This is a genomic window from Zobellia sp. B3R18, assembly GCF_018860715.1.
Lineage (GTDB): Bacteria > Bacteroidota > Bacteroidia > Flavobacteriales > Flavobacteriaceae > Zobellia > Zobellia russellii.
In genome coordinates this window covers 1,011,942-1,031,871 of sequence record NZ_JAHKQG010000011.1, presented here as the reverse complement: position 1 = coordinate 1,031,871, position 19,930 = coordinate 1,011,942, and the positions used below count along the sequence as shown (strand labels likewise).

18 protein-coding genes are annotated in these 19,930 nt (G+C 39.3%); 17 read left to right on the top strand and 1 reads right to left on the bottom strand.

The genetic code is table 11. The features are described from left to right. Positions 1 to 85 precede the first annotated feature (85 nt). The 8 genes from KO513_RS10890 (at position 86) to KO513_RS10855 (ending at position 10,188) form a co-directional block, all read left to right on the top strand. Positions 86 to 3,304 (top strand): SusC/RagA family TonB-linked outer membrane protein, encoded by a 3,219-nt coding sequence (locus tag KO513_RS10890; protein ID WP_215913396.1) that lies wholly within the window; start codon positions 86 to 88, stop codon positions 3,302 to 3,304. 39 nt (positions 3,305 to 3,343) lie between these two features. Then, a complete protein-coding gene (locus tag KO513_RS10885) occupies positions 3,344 to 4,786 on the top strand; it encodes a SusD/RagB family nutrient-binding outer membrane lipoprotein (protein WP_215913395.1) in 1,443 nt (480 codons plus the stop codon). Positions 4,787 to 4,869: 83 nt separating this feature from the next. Further along, on the top strand, positions 4,870 to 6,093 hold the full coding sequence (locus KO513_RS10880) for an ABC transporter substrate-binding protein (RefSeq protein ID WP_215913394.1): 1,224 nt from the start codon (positions 4,870 to 4,872) through the stop codon (positions 6,091 to 6,093). Further along, positions 6,083 to 6,937: an ABC transporter permease subunit gene (locus KO513_RS10875; RefSeq protein WP_215913393.1), complete on the top strand. Its 855-nt coding sequence runs from the start codon at positions 6,083 to 6,085 to the stop codon at positions 6,935 to 6,937. The genes KO513_RS10880 and KO513_RS10875 overlap by 11 nt, the downstream gene beginning before the upstream one ends. Further along, positions 6,927 to 7,700 (top strand): ABC transporter permease, encoded by a 774-nt coding sequence (locus tag KO513_RS10870; RefSeq protein ID WP_215913392.1) that lies wholly within the window; start codon positions 6,927 to 6,929, stop codon positions 7,698 to 7,700. The genes KO513_RS10875 and KO513_RS10870 overlap by 11 nt, the downstream gene beginning before the upstream one ends. Beyond that, positions 7,700 to 8,419: an ABC transporter ATP-binding protein gene (locus KO513_RS10865; protein WP_215913391.1), complete on the top strand. Its 720-nt coding sequence runs from the start codon at positions 7,700 to 7,702 to the stop codon at positions 8,417 to 8,419. The genes KO513_RS10870 and KO513_RS10865 overlap by 1 nt, the downstream gene beginning before the upstream one ends. Before the next feature lie 28 nt (positions 8,420 to 8,447). Next, positions 8,448 to 9,368: a nucleoside hydrolase gene (locus KO513_RS10860; RefSeq protein WP_252735761.1), complete on the top strand. Its 921-nt coding sequence runs from the start codon at positions 8,448 to 8,450 to the stop codon at positions 9,366 to 9,368. 34 nt (positions 9,369 to 9,402) lie between these two features. Then, a complete protein-coding gene (locus KO513_RS10855) occupies positions 9,403 to 10,188 on the top strand; it encodes a patatin-like phospholipase family protein (RefSeq protein WP_215436638.1) in 786 nt (261 codons plus the stop codon). Between the two features lie 41 nt (positions 10,189 to 10,229). Here the strand turns inward: KO513_RS10855 and KO513_RS10850 are convergent, their stop codons facing one another. Further along, positions 10,230 to 11,279 (bottom strand): ferredoxin--NADP reductase, encoded by a 1,050-nt coding sequence (locus KO513_RS10850; protein ID WP_215913390.1) that lies wholly within the window; start codon positions 11,277 to 11,279, stop codon positions 10,230 to 10,232. A 267-nt stretch (positions 11,280 to 11,546) separates the two neighbouring features. On the opposite strand from KO513_RS10850, the gene KO513_RS10845 reads away from it, so the two are divergent. The 9 genes from KO513_RS10845 (at position 11,547) to KO513_RS10805 (ending at position 19,909) form a co-directional block, all read left to right on the top strand. After that, on the top strand, positions 11,547 to 13,016 hold the full coding sequence (locus KO513_RS10845) for a DUF5687 family protein (protein WP_215913389.1): 1,470 nt from the start codon (positions 11,547 to 11,549) through the stop codon (positions 13,014 to 13,016). 53 nt (positions 13,017 to 13,069) lie between these two features. After that, the gene (locus tag KO513_RS10840) at positions 13,070 to 13,798 is read left to right on the top strand and encodes an ABC transporter ATP-binding protein (protein WP_215913388.1); all 729 of its coding nucleotides are present in this window, start codon (positions 13,070 to 13,072) and stop codon (positions 13,796 to 13,798) included. A 417-nt stretch (positions 13,799 to 14,215) separates the two neighbouring features. After that, positions 14,216 to 16,771 carry a type IX secretion system periplasmic lipoprotein PorW/SprE gene (porW, locus tag KO513_RS10835; RefSeq protein WP_215913387.1) on the top strand — a complete coding sequence of 852 codons (2,556 nt, stop codon included), beginning with the start codon at positions 14,216 to 14,218 and terminating at the stop codon, positions 16,769 to 16,771. Between the two features lie 3 nt (positions 16,772 to 16,774). Continuing rightward, entirely contained in the window at positions 16,775 to 17,224 is a 450-nt protein-coding gene (locus KO513_RS10830; RefSeq protein WP_215436624.1) for a bactofilin family protein, read from the top strand. Beyond that, the gene (locus tag KO513_RS10825; protein WP_215913386.1) at positions 17,202 to 17,426 is read left to right on the top strand and encodes an AtpZ/AtpI family protein; all 225 of its coding nucleotides are present in this window, start codon (positions 17,202 to 17,204) and stop codon (positions 17,424 to 17,426) included. Before KO513_RS10830 ends, KO513_RS10825 begins: the two co-directional genes overlap by 23 nt. 2 nt (positions 17,427 to 17,428) lie before the next feature. Beyond that, positions 17,429 to 17,815, top strand: coding sequence for a DUF6168 family protein (locus KO513_RS10820; RefSeq protein ID WP_215436618.1), 387 nt, complete (start codon positions 17,429 to 17,431; stop codon positions 17,813 to 17,815). 95 nt (positions 17,816 to 17,910) lie between these two features. Further along, on the top strand, positions 17,911 to 19,089 hold the full coding sequence (atpB, locus tag KO513_RS10815) for a F0F1 ATP synthase subunit A (RefSeq protein ID WP_215436615.1): 1,179 nt from the start codon (positions 17,911 to 17,913) through the stop codon (positions 19,087 to 19,089). Positions 19,090 to 19,127: 38 nt separating this feature from the next. After that, on the top strand, positions 19,128 to 19,322 hold the full coding sequence (gene atpE, locus KO513_RS10810; protein WP_036825176.1) for an ATP synthase F0 subunit C: 195 nt from the start codon (positions 19,128 to 19,130) through the stop codon (positions 19,320 to 19,322). 86 nt (positions 19,323 to 19,408) lie between these two features. Then, complete coding sequence (locus tag KO513_RS10805; RefSeq protein WP_215913385.1) at positions 19,409 to 19,909, top strand: F0F1 ATP synthase subunit B; 501 nt, start codon at positions 19,409 to 19,411, stop codon at positions 19,907 to 19,909. Positions 19,910 to 19,930 lie beyond the last annotated feature (21 nt).

Sequence of the window (19,930 nt, the reverse complement as noted above, 5' to 3'; positions counted from 1 at the left end):
TTACAGGATAAGAAGGATAGTCCCTATATATCATATAGTGATTTTGACTTCTTTTAAAAAAATAACAACCTTTTATTGAATTTTAATGAAAACAGCTATAATAGCGCTTATGCAGCTATGTGCAGTATTGGCGTACGGCCAGACCAATTCGTATACTGCAAAATTGATAGATACGGATAATGTACCCGTACCCTACGCAACTATAAACGAGCTCGGGAGCAATAATTATGTGGTATCCGATGACTCTGGATTTTTCACCCTACGGACGGAAGCAAATACTTTTACAGTAAGTATAGCATCCATAGGATATATCACCCAAGAAATTAAGGTGGTAAACGGAAGCCTTCCAAAAGTTATTACTTTGGAACTGTCTTCCGAGCAACTAGATGAAATTGTAGTTACCGCGTTAGGAATTGAACGGGAAAAGCAATCCTTGGTTTCTGCAGTAACTACGGTAAAGGCAGAACAACTTACGGAAGTACCCCTTACCAATATGGTAAATAGTCTTGCCGGCCGCGTGGCGGGTGTTCAGATTACGAATGGTTCATCTGGTGTAGGCTCTTCTTCTCGTATCGTTATCAGGGGAGAAAATTCTTTGGGCGGTAGCAACCAGCCCTTGTTTGTGGTAGACGGTGTGCCTATAAGCAATGAACAGATTACGAGTAACCTTGTAAATGACGGTGCGCTTCAAGAAGTAGATTTTGGTAATGGCGGTGCAGACATAAGTCCGGATGATATTGCCTCTATCTCTATTCTTAAAGGAGCGGGTTCCGCAGCATTATACGGAGCGCGGGCAGCAAACGGTGTGGTAGTCATCACCACTAAAAGAGGACGAAAGAAAAAGGGGCTGGGCATCAGTATCAATAGCACGCTGACAGTAGAGAGCTTATTGACCTTGCCTGATTATCAGAATGAGTACGGTGGAGGTTCAAATGGTGAATATGCCTTTCAAAACGGAACTGGTGCCGGTGTAAACGATGGTGGCATTAGCAGCTATGGCCCTCGTTTGGACCAAGGTCAATTAATTGCTCAGTTTGATAGTCCTTCGGTAGATATAAACGGAAACCCTGTTCGTGCAGGAGATGTCATTTCACGAACCAGGCCAGATGGTTCGTTTACGGATATTACCCCTACACCTTGGGTGTCAAGACCGGACAACGTTCGTAATTTCTTTGAAACGGGTGTTACTTATCAAAACAACATTTCCATAAGCTCGGGAGGCGAAAAAGGAAGCGCACGATTATCCTATAGCAATCTGAAGAATGATGGAATTGTTCCTAATACGGACTTAAAACGAAACGGACTTGCGGTGAGTGTAGACCAAAACGTTCATGAAAAGTTTAAGGTAAAAGCATTTTTAAATTACATCAACACGCGCAGTGGTAACCGCCCCAATTTAGGTTACGGTTATGAAAATCCACTTTATGGGTTTAACTGGACGGGGAGAAACACCAATGTGGAATCATTAAAAAATTATTGGCAGGCAGGTCAAGAAGGCATTCAGCATTATGATTTTAATTACCTATGGTTGACCAATCCCTATTTAACGGTTTATGAAAACACCAATAGTTTCAATAAAAACCGAATTTTAGGGAATGCTTCGGCCACTTATGATATTACGGATAAGTTGAGTCTAAGCGTTCGCGCCGGTATTGACACCTATGATGATAAAAGGGAATTCCGCCGTGCGGTAAGCACCAATCAAAACCCGTTGGGTACGTATCGTGAGGATGACGTTCGTTTTAGGGAATTGAATACGGATGTTTTGCTTTCCTATTCGGACAAGATCAATGATGATTGGAAATACAACGTATCCGCAGGAGCCAACCGTTTTGACCAGGACATTCAATATAAATTTTCGGAAGCTTCTCAATTGGCGATTCCCGGTATTTATACCCTGGCAAATTCAAGAACACCGTTAAAAGGAGACAGTCAGAAATTTACAAAGCGAATTAATAGCGTATACGCCAGCGGAAACCTTTCCTATAAAAACTCATTGTATTTTGATGCTACTTTTAGAAATGACTGGAGTAGTACATTACCCAGTAATAGCAATTCCTTTGGGTATTACTCGGCAGGACTTAGTTATGTTGTGAGTAATATGTTTACGTTGCCCGAAGCCATTTCGTACCTAAACCTCAGGTTTAGCGCGGCCAGTGTGGGTAATGATACAGACCCGTACCAGAACGTACAGAACTTTGTGTTCAATCAAAATTATGGTTCCAGTTTTAGGGTAACCAATGAAACGGTATTAAAAAATGCCAATCTAAGACCGGAACGTTTAAATGCCCTTGAGGCCGGTCTGGAAGCATGGTTTTTAGATGGCCGGCTTCAGCTAGATGTGGCTGGGTACCAAAATACCAGTATTGACCAGATTATTTCAAGGCCTATATCGCAGACCAGCGGGTTTTCTAATTTCAACGTAAACGGCGGAGAGGTCAGAACTAGAGGTTTTGAGGCCTTAGTGAGCGCAACCTTGGTTCGCTCGGAAGATTTTGGTTGGGAGTCTTCGGTAAATTATTCAACCTATCGCAGTGAAGTTACCAAGTTGCCAGATGGGGTAGATCAATTTGTAACGGGTACGGCCAATATCTTTTCTGGTGGAGGCGGATCTAATACGGTTTTCTACATCGCCAGGGAAAATGGTCGTGTAGGAGATATGTACGGTACTGGTTTTCTAGAAGTAGATGGTCAAACCGTCTATGGAGCAAACGGCCTGCCCATACAAGATGGAAACCTTAGACTTTTGGGCAACTACAATCCGGATTTTACCGTCGGTTTCAATAACAAGTTTTCGTATAAAAATATTGACATGACTATTCTTTTTGATTGGCGAAAAGGAGGTACCATTGTTTCTAGGATCAAAGCTCTTGGAAGTACATCGGGTGTTTTACAGGAAACTTTGGTGGGGCGTGAGAACGGAGTTGTTGGAGATGGTGTGGTTAATGTAGGTACGGCCGATAGCCCGCAGTATGTTCCTAATACCACCTCGGTTCCTGCCAGTCAGTTTTACAATAATTTCTTTGACCGGGGTAATGAAGATAGTGCATTGTACAGCGCATCTTATGTAAAATTGCGCCAGTTGGGACTGTATTACAACCTTCCTGAAAAAGTGTCAAAATCCATCGGTTTTCAGAATATAAAATTAGGCTTGGTGGGCAGTAATTTACTGTTGTTTACAGAAAACCCTCATTTTGATCCAGAGTTGAACGCCTTGCAAGAACAGCGTATCGTTTATGGCGTAGAAGACTTTTCATATCCATCTACCCGCAGTTTTGGGTTTAGCGTTAAAACGGATTTTTAAGAGGAAAGCACCATGAACGGAAAACTAAAATTTAGAACAATGAACAAACTATATATATTAGGTTTTACATGTTTCTTCTTAGCATTGGGCAGTTGTACCGATGAGTTTGAAGAGCTTAACGAAAACCCCAATTCTCCTGAAGCTGTTGATCCGCAGTTTTTGTTGGCCAACGTCATTTCTGTAGAAGCGGACCAAAATGCGTTTTACCAAGGATTTCGTCTGGCAAACTATATTGAGCAGTTTGCGGCCAGTGTAGAATTTGAGCGTATAGACCGTTACGAAATGGGTACGAACAGCGAGTACTGGAATACGATATTTCAGTTATTGAGCGATATTAAATCTATGCGGGAATTACAGGGTTCCAATGAGGCGTATAATGCCATAGGAGATGTAATGCAGAGCTTTTTGTTCTCTCAGCTTACGGATATGTGGGGAGATGTTCCCTATACCGAAGCCGTTAATGCACTAGACGGACAATTCACTCCCGCTTATGATACCCAAGAAAGTATTTATACAGATGCAGATACCGGCATTTTGGCCGTTTTGGAGCGTGCAGCTACAACCCTGGAAAATTCTAATGCCGTAGTAAACGGCGATGTACTTTTTAATGGGGATCTTAACAAATGGGTGCGTTTTGCAAACTCCCTACGCTTGCGATATCTTTTACGGATAAGTAAACGGTTAACTGATTTTTTGGAAATTCAGGAACTGGCCTCTTCCGGGAAACTTATGCAATCCAATGCGGACAATGCGGTGCTGCCCTATCTGAGTTCAGCGCCAAACCAATACCCTATGACGCTGTCGTCTTTGGGATTGTATCAAGAACATCGTATGACCACCACTGTAGATTCGGTTTTGACATTATGGAATGACCCAAGGGTGAATGTTCTTTATAAACCTACGCAGGCAAGTGTAAATGCAGGTACCCCGGAATTTAAGGGACTGTTGAACGGCCAAGACCGAGAAACCATTGCAGAAAAAGGAATTGATTTAAATGACGTTTCTTTGTTCGGTGCTATTTTTAGAGATGTGCCGGATGGGGTAGATGCCCAGTTCATGCAATACTCGGAAGTTCAGTTTGCATTAGCGGAAGCGGTGGAAAGAGGCTACATCACGGGCGATGCTGAGGTCTACTATGAAGCCGGTATAAGAGCTAGTTTTGAATATTATGGTGTTGAGGTCCCTTCGGGATACCTTGCTCAAGAGCCAGTTGCACTTAATGGAACGGATAACCTTACTAAGATTTTGACACAAAAGTGGTTCAGTCTAATATCTAATGGGCATGAAGCATGGTTTAACGTTCGTAGGACGGGTATTCCCAACTTAAAACCAGGGCCGGATAATTTGAACAACAGGCAATATCCCGTTCGGTATTTATATCCAGAATCAGAACAAGCTACCAATAGCGCTAATTACAAAGTGGCGGCAGAACGTATAGGTGGAGATAATATTAATAGCAAAGGATGGTGGGAGAAAGATTAAAAGAGGAATCTTATCCAATTTTTCTAAAGCTTATAATATTGTAAACGACAAAGAGGATTTAAACACAATTAGAAGCTGTTTCAATGAAGAAGATTAACAATATACTTTTTGGTTTTTTATTTGGTTTTTTGCTACTCTCTTGTGGCGAGAATTCTAAACAGGACAGTGACAGGCTAAAGCATGCACCATGGGAGGAAATAGAAGCCAAAGCAAAAGGTACGACCGTTAACTTTATGATGTGGCAGGGAAGTACCGCCATTAACGATTATATTAATAATTATGTGGTTCCTAGTGTAAAGGAAAAATATAACATTGATTTAGAGATTAGCGGAGGTCAAGGCCCGGAAATTGTACAGCTCGTTATGGGCGAAAAGCAAGCTGATATTAATGAAGGTCAAGTGGACATGGTTTGGATCAATGGCGAGACTTTTTTTCAGTTAAGAAAGGTAGAAGGTTTATGGGGCCCATTTGTAGACCAGCTTCCCAATGCTTCGTTGATTGATTTTGAGGATTCGTATATCAATACGGACTTTCAGCAGCCTGTAAATGGCATGGAGGCCCCGTGGAGCATCAATCAATTTGCAATCGTATACGATTATGAAAAGGTGCCAAACCCACCAAGAAGCATTCCTGAGCTCAAAAATTTCATAAAGGAGCATCCGGGTACCTTTACTATTTCCAATGATTTTACGGGCATGACCTTTTTGAAAAGTCTATTGGCGGAATTAGGTGGCGGACCCAACGCATTGGATGGTCCGTTTAACGAAACAAAGTACAACCGGCTCTCTAAAAAACTGTGGGAGCTTATTAATAATAACAAACGGTATTTTTGGAAGGAAGGCCGTACATTTCCAAAAGAACAATCGAAGATGAACCAGCTATATGCCAATGGGGAACTTTTAATTGCATACGGATTTAGTGAAGGGGGCATAGAAGATAAAGTACTGAACGGTCTTTATCCTAAAACAACCAAAGGATATGCTTGGGAAAACGGCACCATTAGAAATTCCAATTACTTGGGTATTCTTTACAATTCACCTGAAAAAGCCGGAGCTATGCAGGTCATTAATTTTTTGCTATCCCCTGAAGCACAATTTAAAAAAGCGGATGCCAACGGAATGGATTCCAATACGGTTTTGTCGTTAGATAAGCTTGAAGTAGAATGGAAGGATAAATTTTTAGATGCTAGAAAACGCCAGTACGGACCTACGCTAAAGCAGTTAGAAGTCAATGCCATTGCCGAACCGGCTCCCGAATATATGATACGTCTGTACGAAGATTTTAGAAAACAGGTAATTGAAAATTAGCAAATCTAACATAGGTATACTTTTGTTCGTGTTGGTGGGGGTGGTTCCATTTGCCGCGGCATTTGTCTATGCCCTATTGTATAGCTTTGGAATCATTGGGGTGGCCAACAAGGGATTTACATTTCAGTTCTGGGAATCCGTTTTGGCTTCGGGAACTTTTTTTACGTCTTTAGGTTATAGTGCCTTAATTGCATTGGTAGCTGTAAGCATATCCGTAGGAGGCGCACTCTGGATAACTTTAAAGTTTAGGCGGCAATTGGAGAAACGGTTTTTATCGTTTATTATCTATTTACCTCTGGCCATACCGGGCATCGTTACCGGGTTTTTTACGTTTCAACTGTTTTCAAAAGGAGGTTTTTTTGCTCGTATCAGCCATAAATTGGGATGGATAATAGAAGCAGCTCAATTTCCGGACTTGGTAAATGATGGATTGGCTATTGGAATCATTCTGTCCTTCATCACCATGATAATGCCATTCTTTGTATTACTCTTTTTAAATGTTTACAAAAACGAACGGGTAGAAGAACTTTCAATTTTAGCACAATCGCTCGGGGCAAATGCAAAGCAGATTGTTAGTCGCGTATTTTTGCCTATTCTTTTAAATAAGACTTGGGTACTTATCGTTCTGTATTTCATCTTTTTGTTGGGAGCTTATGAGGTACCGTTAATTCTGGGTCAAGAATCACCGCAGATGCTATCGGTACTCATTATTCAAGAAATAAAACAATACGATTTGGATATAATTTCGGAAGGGTATGTGGTTGCCGTGTTGTACACATTAATTGTGTCCGTGGCGGCAATTGCGTTGTTCTTGCCAAAAAGAAAAAGAGCGTATGCGAGCTAATTGGAAACCTTTTGTATTGAGTTTGGCGGTGCTCCTAATTCTTTTCCCCTTTGTATACCTCGTGTTTTTATCACTGGCTTCGGAGTGGCGTTTTCCTGAGGTGTGGCCTGCATACGTTGGCTTTAGGAACTGGATTACCGTTTTTAGTTCCGAAACAGGTCTTTTGCAGAGTTTTTTATCGTCTTTATTAATCTCACTTTTGGTGGCAATCTTTTCTACTACTTCGGGATTTTTGATCAGCAAGGCCGTATTTTATCATCCTAAAAAAAAGACATTGACCCTATTGGCTTATTTTCCATATATTTTGGCTCCGGTTGTTTTTGCCGCTTGCCTTAGTTTTTTCTTTCTAAAAATGGGTCTATTTGGAAATACAACAGGGGTTGTAGTTGCTCAGTTTATTATAGCTTTTCCGTATGCGCTACTGTTTTTCAGTAGTTTTTGGAACGAAAAAATAAAAAGCTACGAAGATTTAGTGGCCACTCTAGGAGGCAACAAATGGCAGACCTATACCAAAGTGCTCTTACCTTTGGCTAAAGGTTTATTGCTTATTTGCTTTTTTCAGACCTTTCTTATTTCTTGGTTTGAATATGGTCTCACTTCCATAATAGGCATTGGTAAAGTACAAACACTTACCATTAAGGTGTTTATGTTCATTAAAGAGGCAAACTATTATTATGGGGCCTTAAGTTGTTGTCTATTGATTTTTCCGCCTGTAGTTTTGTTGTATTTTAACAAGCGTTATGTATTTAAAAAATTGGTCTAATGTTTCTTGAAGTTCAACATATTGTAAAAAGTTTTGGTGCTGAAAAGGTGGTCAAAGACTTGAATTTTTCACTTCAGGCAAAACAGACTTTGAGTATTTTGGGAAAATCTGGTTGTGGTAAGACTACAATGTTAAAAACCATAGGTGGACTTGCAACACCGGATTCGGGTAAAATCCTTTTAAACGGAGTAGATATTACGGAGACCAAACCGGAGAAACGGAATATCGTATACCTCTACCAGGAAGACCTTTTATTTCCGCATCTAAATGCTTTTGAAAATATAGCTTTTGGATTACGGTTAAAAAAAATACCGAAAGGTTTAATCAATGAAAAAGTGGAGCATATGCTGCATAGCTTGGAGCTTGAAGGACAGGCGGATAAAATGCCTACGCAGCTTTCCGGAGGACAAAGACAAAGGGTTTCCTTTGGGCGGGCCATTAGCACCAACCCATCACTTTTATTGTTGGATGAACCCTTTGGAAGCCTTGATACAGGTACGCGCCAACGGATGCAAGAATTGTTTAAAAAGCTCACTGCTGAGTTTAATATAACATCTCTTTTTGTTACCCATGATTTAAAAGAAGCAGTTTTAATGGGCGATCAAATTGGTTTTATGGAGGACGGTGTTCTAAAGGTGTACAAGGATAAAAAAGATTTTATCCAAGACCCACAGACCGGTGTGCAAAGCGAAATTGAATTTTGGGGCGGATTGATATAGTTACAACAGAAAATATAATTTGGATAGCATGATGAAGAAAAAGGTGTGGATAGACACAGATTTGTCCGTGGGTATGACAAGGCATAAACGAGAGGGCTATTGTGATGTAGATGACGGATATGCCGTACTGCAATTGATAAAGGCCGATACAATTGAAATATGTGGTATTAGCGCGGTTTTTGGAAATACCATTATAGAAAACTCGTATCCACTAAGTCAACAAATGAGCACGGAGTTTGCCATGGGCAATATTCCGGTATATAAAGGGGCAGGGGAAGCTATAGACTTAAAAGATATAAACAGTAATGAAGCGGTAGAAGCCTTGGCAGAAGCGCTCCGTAGGCAACCTATGACCATTATGGCTATTGGCCCCGCAACAAATATTGGACTATTGCTCTTAAAGCACCCGGAACTAAGGAGTGAAATACAGGAAGTAGTTCTTGTTGCAGGACGTAGAACACCGCAGGACTACTTTAAAATTGGAAATAAAGGCAATCATGCCCAGGATCTTAATTTTGATTTGGATAATGATGCTTTCCGGTTGATGTTCGAGCATGGAGTGCCCGTAACGCTCTGCCCTTTTGAAATTTCTAACAAGGTTTGGATCAAAGCGGAAGATTTGGATGCTTTGGAAAAAGGTGATGAGGGCAATAAATGGTTGGCCAATGCTTCTAGGGCTTGGTTACAACAGTGGGTAGACCAAGGAGCGGACGGCTTTAATCCGTTTGATGTGCTGGCGAGTCATTATATTATTTCCCCGGAGGACATTCTTTCTGAAAATTTAAATGCAAGATTGGAAATTCATCCGGACGATACGGTAAAAGAGAACAATAAGCAGGTATTTAAATCCTACTTGTTATGTGATAAAAAAGGAGGATTCCCTGTAAAGTACTGCTATGATGTAGTTTCAGGCTATCATAAAAAGTTAATGGATAGTCTGCTGAAATAAATACCTTCGTAGTATCGTTTTCAGAAAACCTACTATGAGTGATATACAGACAAAATCAATTGGACTTGTGCTTTCCGGCGGAGGCGTTCGTGGTATGGCACATATTGGGCTTATACAGGCTATGAACGAATTTGGCCTATCGGCCGAAATAGTTGGGGGCAGTAGCGTAGGTGCACTGGTAGGCGCGTTATATGCCAACGGAAATTCTGTACCGGAAATGATGGCGTTTTTTAGGGAAACACCTTTGTTCAGATATAACTTTTTAACTATTGTAAAACCAGGGTTTATAGATACCGATAGGTATTTTGATGTGTTCCGAGCGCATTTCCCGGAAGATAGTTTTGAGGCTCTTCAAAAAGGGTTACACGTTGTGGCCACCAATCTCCAAAAAGGAGACTTGGAGTATTTCTCTAAAGGGGAATTAATACGGCCTTTACTGGCTTCTGCCGCTTTACCTCCGGTTTTTAGTCCGGTTGAAATGGAAGGGCAACTCTATGCAGACGGTGGTATTATGAACAACTTTCCGTTAGAACCAATTGCTGGAAAGGCAGATTTTATAATCGGCAGCAATGTATCCGTAGTTGGGGAGCTCAACAAAAATGCCTTGAAAAACTCGTTACAACTTACGGGAAGGGTAACCGGCCTAATGATTTACGCCATTAATAGAAGCAAATTGGAAGCTTGTGATTTGTTGATGGAGTTCAAGGAATTGGAAAAAATAGGTGTGTTGGACCGTAAAGGGCTGGAAAAAGCGTACTTGGTAGGTTACGAGAATACTGCTAGAAAATTGGAAGAACTATTAAAAAAGCCCCAGTTGTAATGTACAACCGAGGCTTTTTCTATTTGTAAATGATGTTCATTTTAAACATCGTCATAATCAATTTTTAAAGTAGGTGTTGTTGGGTGAGCCTGACAGGTAAGGATAAGACCATCGGCAATTTCACCGTCCGTTAGAATCTGGTTTTTTACCATTTCTGCTTTACCTTCGGTTACTCGTGCTATACAACTACTACAAACACCACCTTGGCAAGAATATGGCGCATCTATATTCTGTTTTAATACCGCATCAAGAACAATCTCCTTTTTGTCCATAGTCAACGTAAACTCCTCATCATCGACCAAAACGGAAACTTGGGTCTTGCCTTCTGGTTGCTCTGGCATTTCATCCAAGATTTCTGTAGTGGTGAACAGCTCAAAATGTATTTTGTCCTTAGGTACCTCGTTTTCCTTCAACGTATCGGAAACCAAATGAATCATTGCTTCGGGACCACATAGGTAGTACCCATCAAAATCTACATCTTTATGCTTGTTTTTAAGCGCATAGTTAACCGTAGATACATCAATTCGGCCAAAAAGGGAATCATCTTCTTTAGTCTGGCTGTTTATAAAATAGGTATTGAATCTACCTGCGTAATCCAATTCCAATTTCGCCAAATCCGTATAGAACATGGTTTCCTTCTGAGATTTGTTTCCGTACACCAAAACAAACGTACTTTTTGGATGATCTGCTAAAACGGCTTTGGCAATACTCATGATAGGGGTAATACCACTACCTGCGGCAAAAGCTGCAATATTTTTAACCTTTCCCGTAGACTGAAAAGTAAACCTACCTTCGGGCGGCATGACCTCCAATACATCTCCGGCCTTTAGTTTGGTATGTGCATAATCTGAAAATCCGCCTTTATCCACACGCTTGACACCAATTGTAAAACAATCGCTTTTTGGTGAGGAACAGATAGAATAAGCCCTTCTAATTTCTTTTCCCTTAAGTTCCATTTTAATTGTAATGTACTGTCCGGGAACAAAATCAAAGGTTTGTATAAGGTCTTTAGGTATCGTAAAAGTGATGGCCACAGAACTAGGTGTTAGCAGCTTAATATGTTTTACGGTCAAGGAGTGAAAATGCACCATTATGTGTTTTTTAGTCAAATGTGACCGCAAAAATAAGCATTGATACAGCCATTTGAAACGGAAACCATAAAAAAAGGAACTTAAATACCGTTTTTAATTAGACGGTCCTTTTAGATTCTAGATCGTTATGTACGCAATAGGATAGCACGGAGATATAAAAGCGATAAATCTCTCTCTAAAAACCTTGGAGATGTAATTTATCTGAAATTTTTGTAACAAACTGTATTGCTTTTAACACTAACTTACCCAAATAGTAATCCAATTCTTATGTTTAAAAAATTTACTAAGCTGCAATGGAAGTCCTTCTTTCGGTCTTCATCCATGGGTAAAAGTCTTGGTATAAAGATAGTCATGGGTTTTTTTGCATTGTATTTTATGGGTATGCTGGCCTTTTTTGGCTCTGCATTGTTCTATATTTTAGAAAGAGCGATCCCAGATACGGACCCGCTTATACTGGTAAGCCAATTTTTATTGTATTGGATGCTTGGAGAACTGTTTCTTAGGTATTTTATGCAAAAACTTCCGGTTATGGATGTGAAACCATATTTGGTCCTTCCCATAAAGAAGAGCAGCATTGCGCATTATATTCTAGGTAGGTCTGCGGTATCCTTCTATAATTTGTTTTCTCTGTTTTTCTTCGTGCCCTTTAGTGTGGTGTTGCTCATAAATGGATATACGCCCTTAAACGTTTTGCTCTGGTTGTTGGCCATGATAAGCATTGTGCTGAGTATTAATTTCATCAACTTTATTGTAAACAAGAGTGATAAGGCTTTGGTGATTATCGGGGCTCTGTTACTAACATTTTATGGTTTGGAGTATTTTCAGGTTTTTCCTGTTCAGGAATATGCGGGCCATGTATTCTATGCCCTTTATAAAAGTCCGCTGTACGCACTAGTTCCTTTGGGTATTGCAGGCTTGACGTATTATTTGAATTACTCCTACTTAAGAAGCCGTATTTTCCTTGATGCTTCCCTTAAAAAGAACACGGTAGAAGCTACTTCGTCAGATTTATCTTGGACAAAACGTTTTGGTGCTATTGCTCCGTTTTTGCAGTTAGACCTAAAGCTAATTTGGAGGAATAAAAGAACCAAAACACAGGTTTTTATATCACTTGCTTTTGTTTTCTACGGATTGCTTTTTTATGGAATGGAAGATTTTGGAATGGGTTCTATGATGTTGGTTTTTATCGGTATTTTTATGACCGGCGTTTTCCTAATGAACTTTGGGCAGTTTATTCCGGCTTGGGACAGTTCATATTTTAGTATGATAATGTCACAGAACATACCTCTTAGAAGGTATTTGGAGTCCAAGGCATTTTTAATTTATGTTAGTATTGGGGTAATGTTCTTACTATCTGTGCCCTATATTTATTTTGGTTGGGAAGCGCTTGCCATAAACTTTAGCTGTGCCGTATATAACCTAGGGGTAAACGTACCGTTAATCCTGTTCTTTGGGTCAATGAACAAAAAGCGTATAGACTTGAACAAAAGTGCCCTTGGTAATATGCAAGGTACCAGTGCCACCCAGTTTATAGTAGGTATTCCTTTGTTCGGGATTCCTTTGCTTGTTTATGCCGTATTAACATTTTTCTTTTCACTAAATGTAGCTCTTGTCACATTAGGCATTTTGGGTATGATAGGTTTCGCATTTAGGAATAAACTTTTAGACCTGATTACAAAAGCTTACAGAAAAAGAAAATACCGAATGATTGCCGGATTCAAAGAGCAGAATAGCTAGTGCAATGTGCACTGGCAAACCTTTAAATGAAATAAGAAACTTATACCGTTACTATGATATCAGTTGAAAACCTTACTAAGAAGTACGTTGGCAAAGCCGTGTTGAATATTAACAATTTAGAAATACCAAAAGGACAAAGCTTTGGACTAGTTGGCAACAATGGGGCCGGCAAGACCACTTTCTTTAGCCTTTTGTTGGATTTAATAGTGCCCACTACCGGGCATATTATAAACAATGGTGTACAGGTAAACCAAAGTGAAGCTTGGAAGACCAATACATCCTCTTTTATTGATGAGACCTTTTTAATCGGGTATTTAACGCCAGAAGAATATTTCTATTTTATTGGAGAATTACGGAACCAAAACAAGGCAGATATAGACGCACTACTAACCAATTTTGAAGATTTTTTTCATGGCGAAATCTTGAACCAGAAAAAATATTTGCGAGACCTCTCAAAAGGGAACCAAAAGAAAGCGGGTATTGTGGCTTCATTTATAGGTAATCCGGAAGTAGTTATTTTGGATGAACCTTTTGCGAACCTAGACCCTACCACCCAAATACGGTTGAAAAACATTATCAAAGACTTGGCGGCAAAACAAGGAGTTACGGTTTTGGTCTCTAGTCATGACCTTATGCACGTAACCGAAGTATGTGAGCGCATTGTAGTTCTGAACAAGGGAGAAATTGTAAAGGATATTGAAACTTCTGAAGCCACTTTAAAGGAATTGGAGCTGTTTTTTAGCGGAAAAGATACTCCTAAACAAGATATTCCAGTGTCTTAGTTTCTTTTTTAAAACCGACTGCCTAGTCTATTTTTAGTTTTTCAACACTACAACGGGTGCTAGAAGATGTCGCTAATTTGCGTTTTTTGTCTGTTAAGTAGCAATAATACCAGAGGTTTATCGATGAAAAGAGCGTTCACAAACTACTTAGTCTGTAAGAAATGAAACCTGTTACTTTAATTTTATAGTCTTTATTTAGAAAATAGAGAAGCTATAAAACGAACATGCAATTCTTAATTGGATAAAGTAATTCTTACCCGGTTCATTAAAGAATTGTCAAGAACTAAAAAGAGACCTAGTTTAGAATATCATATTTTTGTTTCCACAGGTAAAGCCCGAACCCTAAACTTTTTATCGACCAACTGCATAATAATACCGTTCTTTTTTAGTTAAAGTAAAGTACGTAGATATACAATTTTGAAGCTGCACTATAAACTTATCATATTTTCTATTCTGGGGGCCATCATTTCAAATGCTTGTTCCACCAAGAAAGACGCGTTCGTCAATCGCAATTGGCATGCGCTCAATACCAAGTACAACACACTGTACAATGGTAATATCGCTTTTGAAGAAGGAAGGGAAGAACTTAATCTTAACTACCATGATGATTATTGGGAAATTCTGCCCATAGAGCGTCTAGAAGTCACGGAAGACATCAAATTAGATTCGGAAGATAACAATCCCAATTTTATCATAGCCGAAGAAAAGGCAACGAAAGCCATACAGAAGCACAGTATAGATATTAAAGATATTGAGCGCAATCCGCAAACGGATGAAGCTTTTCTTCTTTTGGGCAAGGCACGTTATTTTGATCAGCGTTATATGCCGGCACTTGAAGCCTTTAATTACATAATTAAAAAGTACGATTATAGCGATAAACTAAATGAGGCACATATATGGCGAGAGAAGGTGAACATTCGCCTGGAGAATGAAGAATTGGCCATTAGAAACCTAAAACGCCTACTAAAGTTTGAACAGCTTACAGATCAGGAATATGCAGATGCACGTGCAATGATCGCACAGGCCTATATAAATGAAAAGGTACTTGATACGGCCGTACAGCACTTAAAAGTTGCTTCTCACTATACAAAGAAGAATAAGGAGAAAGGCCGCTACTATTACATTATTGGTCAGTTGTACAATCAAATTGGGCATAAGGACAGTGCCAATTATGCTTTTGATAAAGTTATTGCCTTGAATAGAAGGTCGCCAAGGGTGTATATGATCAATGCGGAAATTCAGAAGATTAGGAATACCCAGATTACTTCTGAAAACAGCGAAGAAATGCTTGAATATTTGACGGATTTGGAAGAGAACCGAGAGAACCGTCCTTTTCTGGATATCATCTACCGTCAGGTTGCCGAGTATCATTTAGAGCAAGAAAATGATAGTATGGCTATTGTGTATTTTAATAAATCGCTTCGTGCTACGCAGAACGAGCCCAAATTGAATGCCCTGAATTATGAAAACTTGGCAGAATACAATTTTGACAAGAATGAATACAGGCTTGCTGGTGCGTACTATGATAGTGTTATTCCTAATCTAGATGAGAATACAAAGAAATTTAGGTCTACCAAGAAAAAATTGGACAACCTTGAGGATGTTATTAAATATGAAGATATTGCCCAGCATACAGATAGCATCATTACCCTGTATAATCTGCCTTTGGTAGAGCGTAAAGCCTATTTTGAAGATCATATAGCCAAATTACAGGCTGCAAAAGAAGCTGCGGCCAAGAAAGAAGAAAGAAGAATAGCCTCCGGTTTTGCGGAGTTTGCCAAGAGCAAGGGAGGTAAGGAGAATAAAGGTAAATTCTACTTTTACAACCTTACAAGCTTGGGGTACGGTAAGAACGACTTCGTTCAACGATGGGGCAAAAGGGAATTGGAAGATGATTGGAGGTGGAGCAATAAAAAAAGGACACTGCCCCAAGAAACTACAGATGATGCCCTTGCCGCAAATGATAGCATTGCAGGTGAAGTTGGTGAGGATGAAAAATTCTCCTTGGATTATTATTTAGACCGTGTACCTACGGATGTTGCGGTAATAGATAGTTTAAAGAACGAAAGAAATTTTGCCAATTATCAATTGGGACTGATTTACAAAGAGAAATTTAAAGAGAACCTTCTAGCAGCTGCAAAGTTGGAAAATGTGTTGGATTCGGAACCAGAGGAAAGATTAATTCTTCCGTCTAAATACAACCTTTACAAAATTTACGAAGAAGAAGGCAGTCCGCTTTTGGCTTCAATGAAAGAAAACATTCTGACCAACCATGGAGATTCCCGCTATGCGGAAATTATCCTGAACCCTAGGGCGGTCCTAGAAGATGATGCAGATAGCCCAGATGCACGGTACGCGGCTTTATACCGCAAATACAGAGAACAAAAGTTTTTGGAGACCATTACCGGTGCAGAGGAAAATATAGAGAAATATACGGGAGACCCCATAGTTCCCAAATTTGAAATGTTGAAGGCCAATGCCATTGGAAGGCTAAACGGATTCGAACCTTTTGAAGAAGCTTTAAATTATGTAGCCCTAACCTACCCTAATAATCCGGAAGGTAAAAAGGCAGAGCAAATGGTTGCGGAACAACTTCCAAAATTGGCCGTTAAGGAATTTTCAACTGAGCTAGGGTCGTCGGGTACCGGCAACTGGAAAGTGGTTTTTCCGTTTAGACGAAGTAACGATGAAATTGCCAAAAGGGTGAAGAAAGCTCTGGAAGATGCCATTATAGACTTGCGTTATAAGAATGTGGTTTCAAAAGATATCTATACCTTAGAAGACCAATTTGTGGTTGTACACGGCTTTAAATCCAAAGATTATGCGTTGGGCTTTGCCGAACTTATAAAGTTTAACAAGGATTACCTTATTGAGAATGAGAATTTTGTAATTTTATCTACTAACTATAAAATAATACAGGTACATAAAAACCTACAATCTTATAAAAATCAAATTTTAACCCCAAAACCTTAAAAAATGTTTTCTGACAACAAAAAACCAAGAACTATGAACGAAATTGGCGCACAACCTAACAGAATTTCCAAGCACACAAAAATTAAAGGTGATATAGAATCTGAAGCAGATTTTAGAATCGATGGAAAATTAGACGGTAACGTAAAAACTACCGGTAAGGTAGTTATTGGTAAGGATGGCTATATTCATGGCAAAGTAGAATGTGTAAATGCTGATATTGAGGGAAGCTTTAATGGCGAACTTTTAGTGTCCGATTTACTTTCATTAAAGTCTTCTGCGGTAATAGAAGGTACCGTTTCGGTAACCAAATTGGCGGTTGAGCCCGGAGCTACGTTCAATGCTTCCTGTACCATGAAAGGTAAAGGTGGTTCTTTGAACAGTTCTTCAAGTAGCTTTAAATCATCGTTAAGCAACAGTTCTAGTACGAGCAATGAGCCAGCAAAAGCCTCGTAATGATTCAAATTTAATACGTACTGCGGCCAGTTTTTCGGGTATTGCCATACAAATGGGTGCTACTATCTATTTAGGCAATCTTTTGGGGGCCTGGTTAGATGTAAAGTTTGAAAAAACGTTTCTAGAGGATACATTTACTTTACTTGCCGTATTTTTGTCAATGTATATCGTCATCAAAAAAGTGATGACATTAAATAAGTAACATTGATAAAGCAAATAGTACAATATATAGTCGTGTTCATTTTGGTGGGCACGACTTCTTTTTTTCTACATCAGTTTTTATTGGCAGATACTAATTTAGACTTTAGGGCACTGCTCAAAAAAGCCTATATCTTTCATTTTATTTTCTCTTTATCGGTAATTATTGCCTTTCAACTGCTCTCCAAAAACGAAAAAGTTTTTGTTCAATTGGGTTTTATTTATATTGGGCTTTTAGTATTTAAAATTGCCGCTTATACCGCTATGTGCTACCCACAACTTATGGGAGATCAGTATTTACCGAGATTTTACAGGGCTTCACTTTTAATTCCCGTGTTTGTTTTTTTAGGCTTGGAAGTCTTTTTTGTTTCAAAAATTATGCAGCGCAGATAGTTTCAAAATTTTATGGAATAAAAATGCTTTGTATTACGGCAAGATTACCTACTTTTGCGCAAAATTTCAGGAGCATAATTTTTTGATAAAAAATAATGAAGGAAGTTTCAAAAATGATCAGAACACTAGTTTTACTTTGTACACTATGCATTTCTCTTCAGGGTTTTGCATTCTCTGAAGGAGGTGATGAAGGGGCGGTAGACACAAAAGATGAAGTGAATGCATACATTTTGCACCACATTAAAGATGCTCATGATTTTCATTTGTTTTCATATACGGGAGACAATGGCGAGCGTAAGCATGTAGGCTTTCCATTGCCGATCATTCTTTGGTCTAGCAATGGGTTGGTGACTTTCATGTCTTCTGAATTTCATCATGACGATGCCGGAAAGGTTATAGTAGAGAAAGGTGGATCCAAATTCGTAAAGCTTCACGGCAAGATTTATGAGTTAAATGCGGGAGCTTCCGAGGTTCAATTTGATGAACATCACCATGCAGAAAATGCAGCTAAGGTTTTGGATTTTTCAATCACTAAAAGTGTTTTCGGAATTTTATTGGTTGGACTTTTAATGCTTTGGGCATTCTCTTCATTGGCCAAACAATATGCTAGCAAAAAAGTACCTACAGGATTCGGTAGAGTTTTGGAGCCTTTGGTGATTTATGTTAGGGATGAAATTGCTAAGCCAAATATTGGGGAGAAAAAATATAGAAAATTTACAGGATACCTTTTAACAGTGTTTTTCTTTATATGGATTTTGAACCTTTTAGGTTTAACTCCGTTAGGTTTCAATGTAACCGGTCAGTTGGCCGTTACCGCTGCTTTGGCAATTTTCACTTTAATTATCTATACGTTTAGCGGAAACAAAGATTACTGGATGCACATGTTGTGGATGCCTGGTGTTCCTGTTTTGATCAGACCTGTTCTTGCTATTATAGAATTGGCCGGAGCATTTGTAATCAAGCCATTTTCATTGTTGGTACGTTTGTTCGCGAACATATCTGCAGGACACATTGTAGTAATGAGTCTAATTGCGATCATGTTTACACTTAAGGAGAGCCTTACCGTCGGGGGAGCTACAATCTTGTCGTTGGTGCTATCGTTTTTCATTACACTTATTGAGGTGTTGGTAGCCTTTTTACAGGCTTATATTTTTACCATGTTATCGGCATTGTTTATTGGTATGGCTGTTGCAGAGCACGACCATGAGCATGAGCACGATGCAAACGGACATGAAATTCCAGATGCGGAAGACGTTAGAGGGGATTTTATCTAAAAGAGAGTTTTTTAATTTAATTATATAAATCAATTAGTATGGTAACTTACAACTTAATTGGAGCTGGTTTAATCGTAATCGGTGCAGGTATCGGTCTTGGTCAAATTGGTGGAAAAGCAATGGAAGGTATTGCTCGTCAGCCAGAAGCAACAGGAAAAATCCAAACTGCGATGATTATCATTGCTGCACTTTTAGAAGGTTTGGCATTTGGTGCTTTGTTCTTAGGAAAATAAGAACTACAAAACCCAAAGACATTTTCCTGCAACGGTTGGTTGCAGGAAATGTTTTAATTATTGATTTAGTATTTTAAAAAGAAAGTATGGAAACTTTATTGAACGATTTCTCACCAGGCCTTTTCGTAGTTCAGACAATATTATTGTTAGGGTTGATTTTCCTATTGGTGAAATTTGCATGGAAACCGATCTTGACTTCTTTGAACGAACGTGAAGAAGGTATTCATGGTGCATTGGAGGCTGCTGAAAAAGCGCGTGCAGAAATGCAGAACTTGCAGGCTGATAATGATAAGTTGTTAAAAGAAGCCCGTGCAGAGCGTGAGGCTATGTTAAAGGAAGCTCGTGAAATCAAAGATAAGATGATTGCGGATTCTAAAGAGCAGGCTAAAGTAGAAGGCGATAAAATGTTGAAGCAAGCTCAAGCTGCTATTGAAAGCGAAAAGAAAGCTGCTGTTGCCGATATTAAAAATCAGGTAGCTGAACTTTCTGTAGAGATTGCAGAGAAGGTTTTAAAAGAACAACTATCCAACAAGGACCAACAATTAAAGTTGGTTGAAAGTATGTTGGGTGATGTTAAATTGAATTAAGTAGCTATATTGCTCTTTGTT

What these genes read in the sequence shown, in the direction of transcription:
- KO513_RS10890 (WP_215913396.1), top strand. Translation starts at nt 86, where the DNA reads ATGAAAACAGCTATAATAGCGCTTATGCAGCTATGTGCAGTATTGGCG.
- KO513_RS10885 (WP_215913395.1), top strand. Translation starts at nt 3,344, where the DNA reads ATGAACAAACTATATATATTAGGTTTTACATGTTTCTTCTTAGCATTG.
- KO513_RS10880 (WP_215913394.1), top strand. Translation starts at nt 4,870, where the DNA reads ATGAAGAAGATTAACAATATACTTTTTGGTTTTTTATTTGGTTTTTTG.
- KO513_RS10870 (WP_215913392.1), top strand. Translation starts at nt 6,927, where the DNA reads ATGCGAGCTAATTGGAAACCTTTTGTATTGAGTTTGGCGGTGCTCCTA.
- KO513_RS10865 (WP_215913391.1), top strand. Translation starts at nt 7,700, where the DNA reads ATGTTTCTTGAAGTTCAACATATTGTAAAAAGTTTTGGTGCTGAAAAG.
- KO513_RS10860 (WP_252735761.1), top strand. Translation starts at nt 8,448, where the DNA reads ATGATGAAGAAAAAGGTGTGGATAGACACAGATTTGTCCGTGGGTATG.
- KO513_RS10855 (WP_215436638.1), top strand. Translation starts at nt 9,403, where the DNA reads ATGAGTGATATACAGACAAAATCAATTGGACTTGTGCTTTCCGGCGGA.
- KO513_RS10850 (WP_215913390.1), bottom strand. Translation starts at nt 11,279, where the DNA reads ATGGTGCATTTTCACTCCTTGACCGTAAAACATATTAAGCTGCTAACA.
- KO513_RS10845 (WP_215913389.1), top strand. Translation starts at nt 11,547, where the DNA reads ATGTTTAAAAAATTTACTAAGCTGCAATGGAAGTCCTTCTTTCGGTCT.
- KO513_RS10840 (WP_215913388.1), top strand. Translation starts at nt 13,070, where the DNA reads ATGATATCAGTTGAAAACCTTACTAAGAAGTACGTTGGCAAAGCCGTG.
- KO513_RS10830 (WP_215436624.1), top strand. Translation starts at nt 16,775, where the DNA reads ATGTTTTCTGACAACAAAAAACCAAGAACTATGAACGAAATTGGCGCA.
- KO513_RS10825 (WP_215913386.1), top strand. Translation starts at nt 17,202, where the DNA reads ATGAGCCAGCAAAAGCCTCGTAATGATTCAAATTTAATACGTACTGCG.
- atpB (WP_215436615.1), top strand. Translation starts at nt 17,911, where the DNA reads ATGAAGGAAGTTTCAAAAATGATCAGAACACTAGTTTTACTTTGTACA.
- atpE (WP_036825176.1), top strand. Translation starts at nt 19,128, where the DNA reads ATGGTAACTTACAACTTAATTGGAGCTGGTTTAATCGTAATCGGTGCA.
- KO513_RS10805 (WP_215913385.1), top strand. Translation starts at nt 19,409, where the DNA reads ATGGAAACTTTATTGAACGATTTCTCACCAGGCCTTTTCGTAGTTCAG.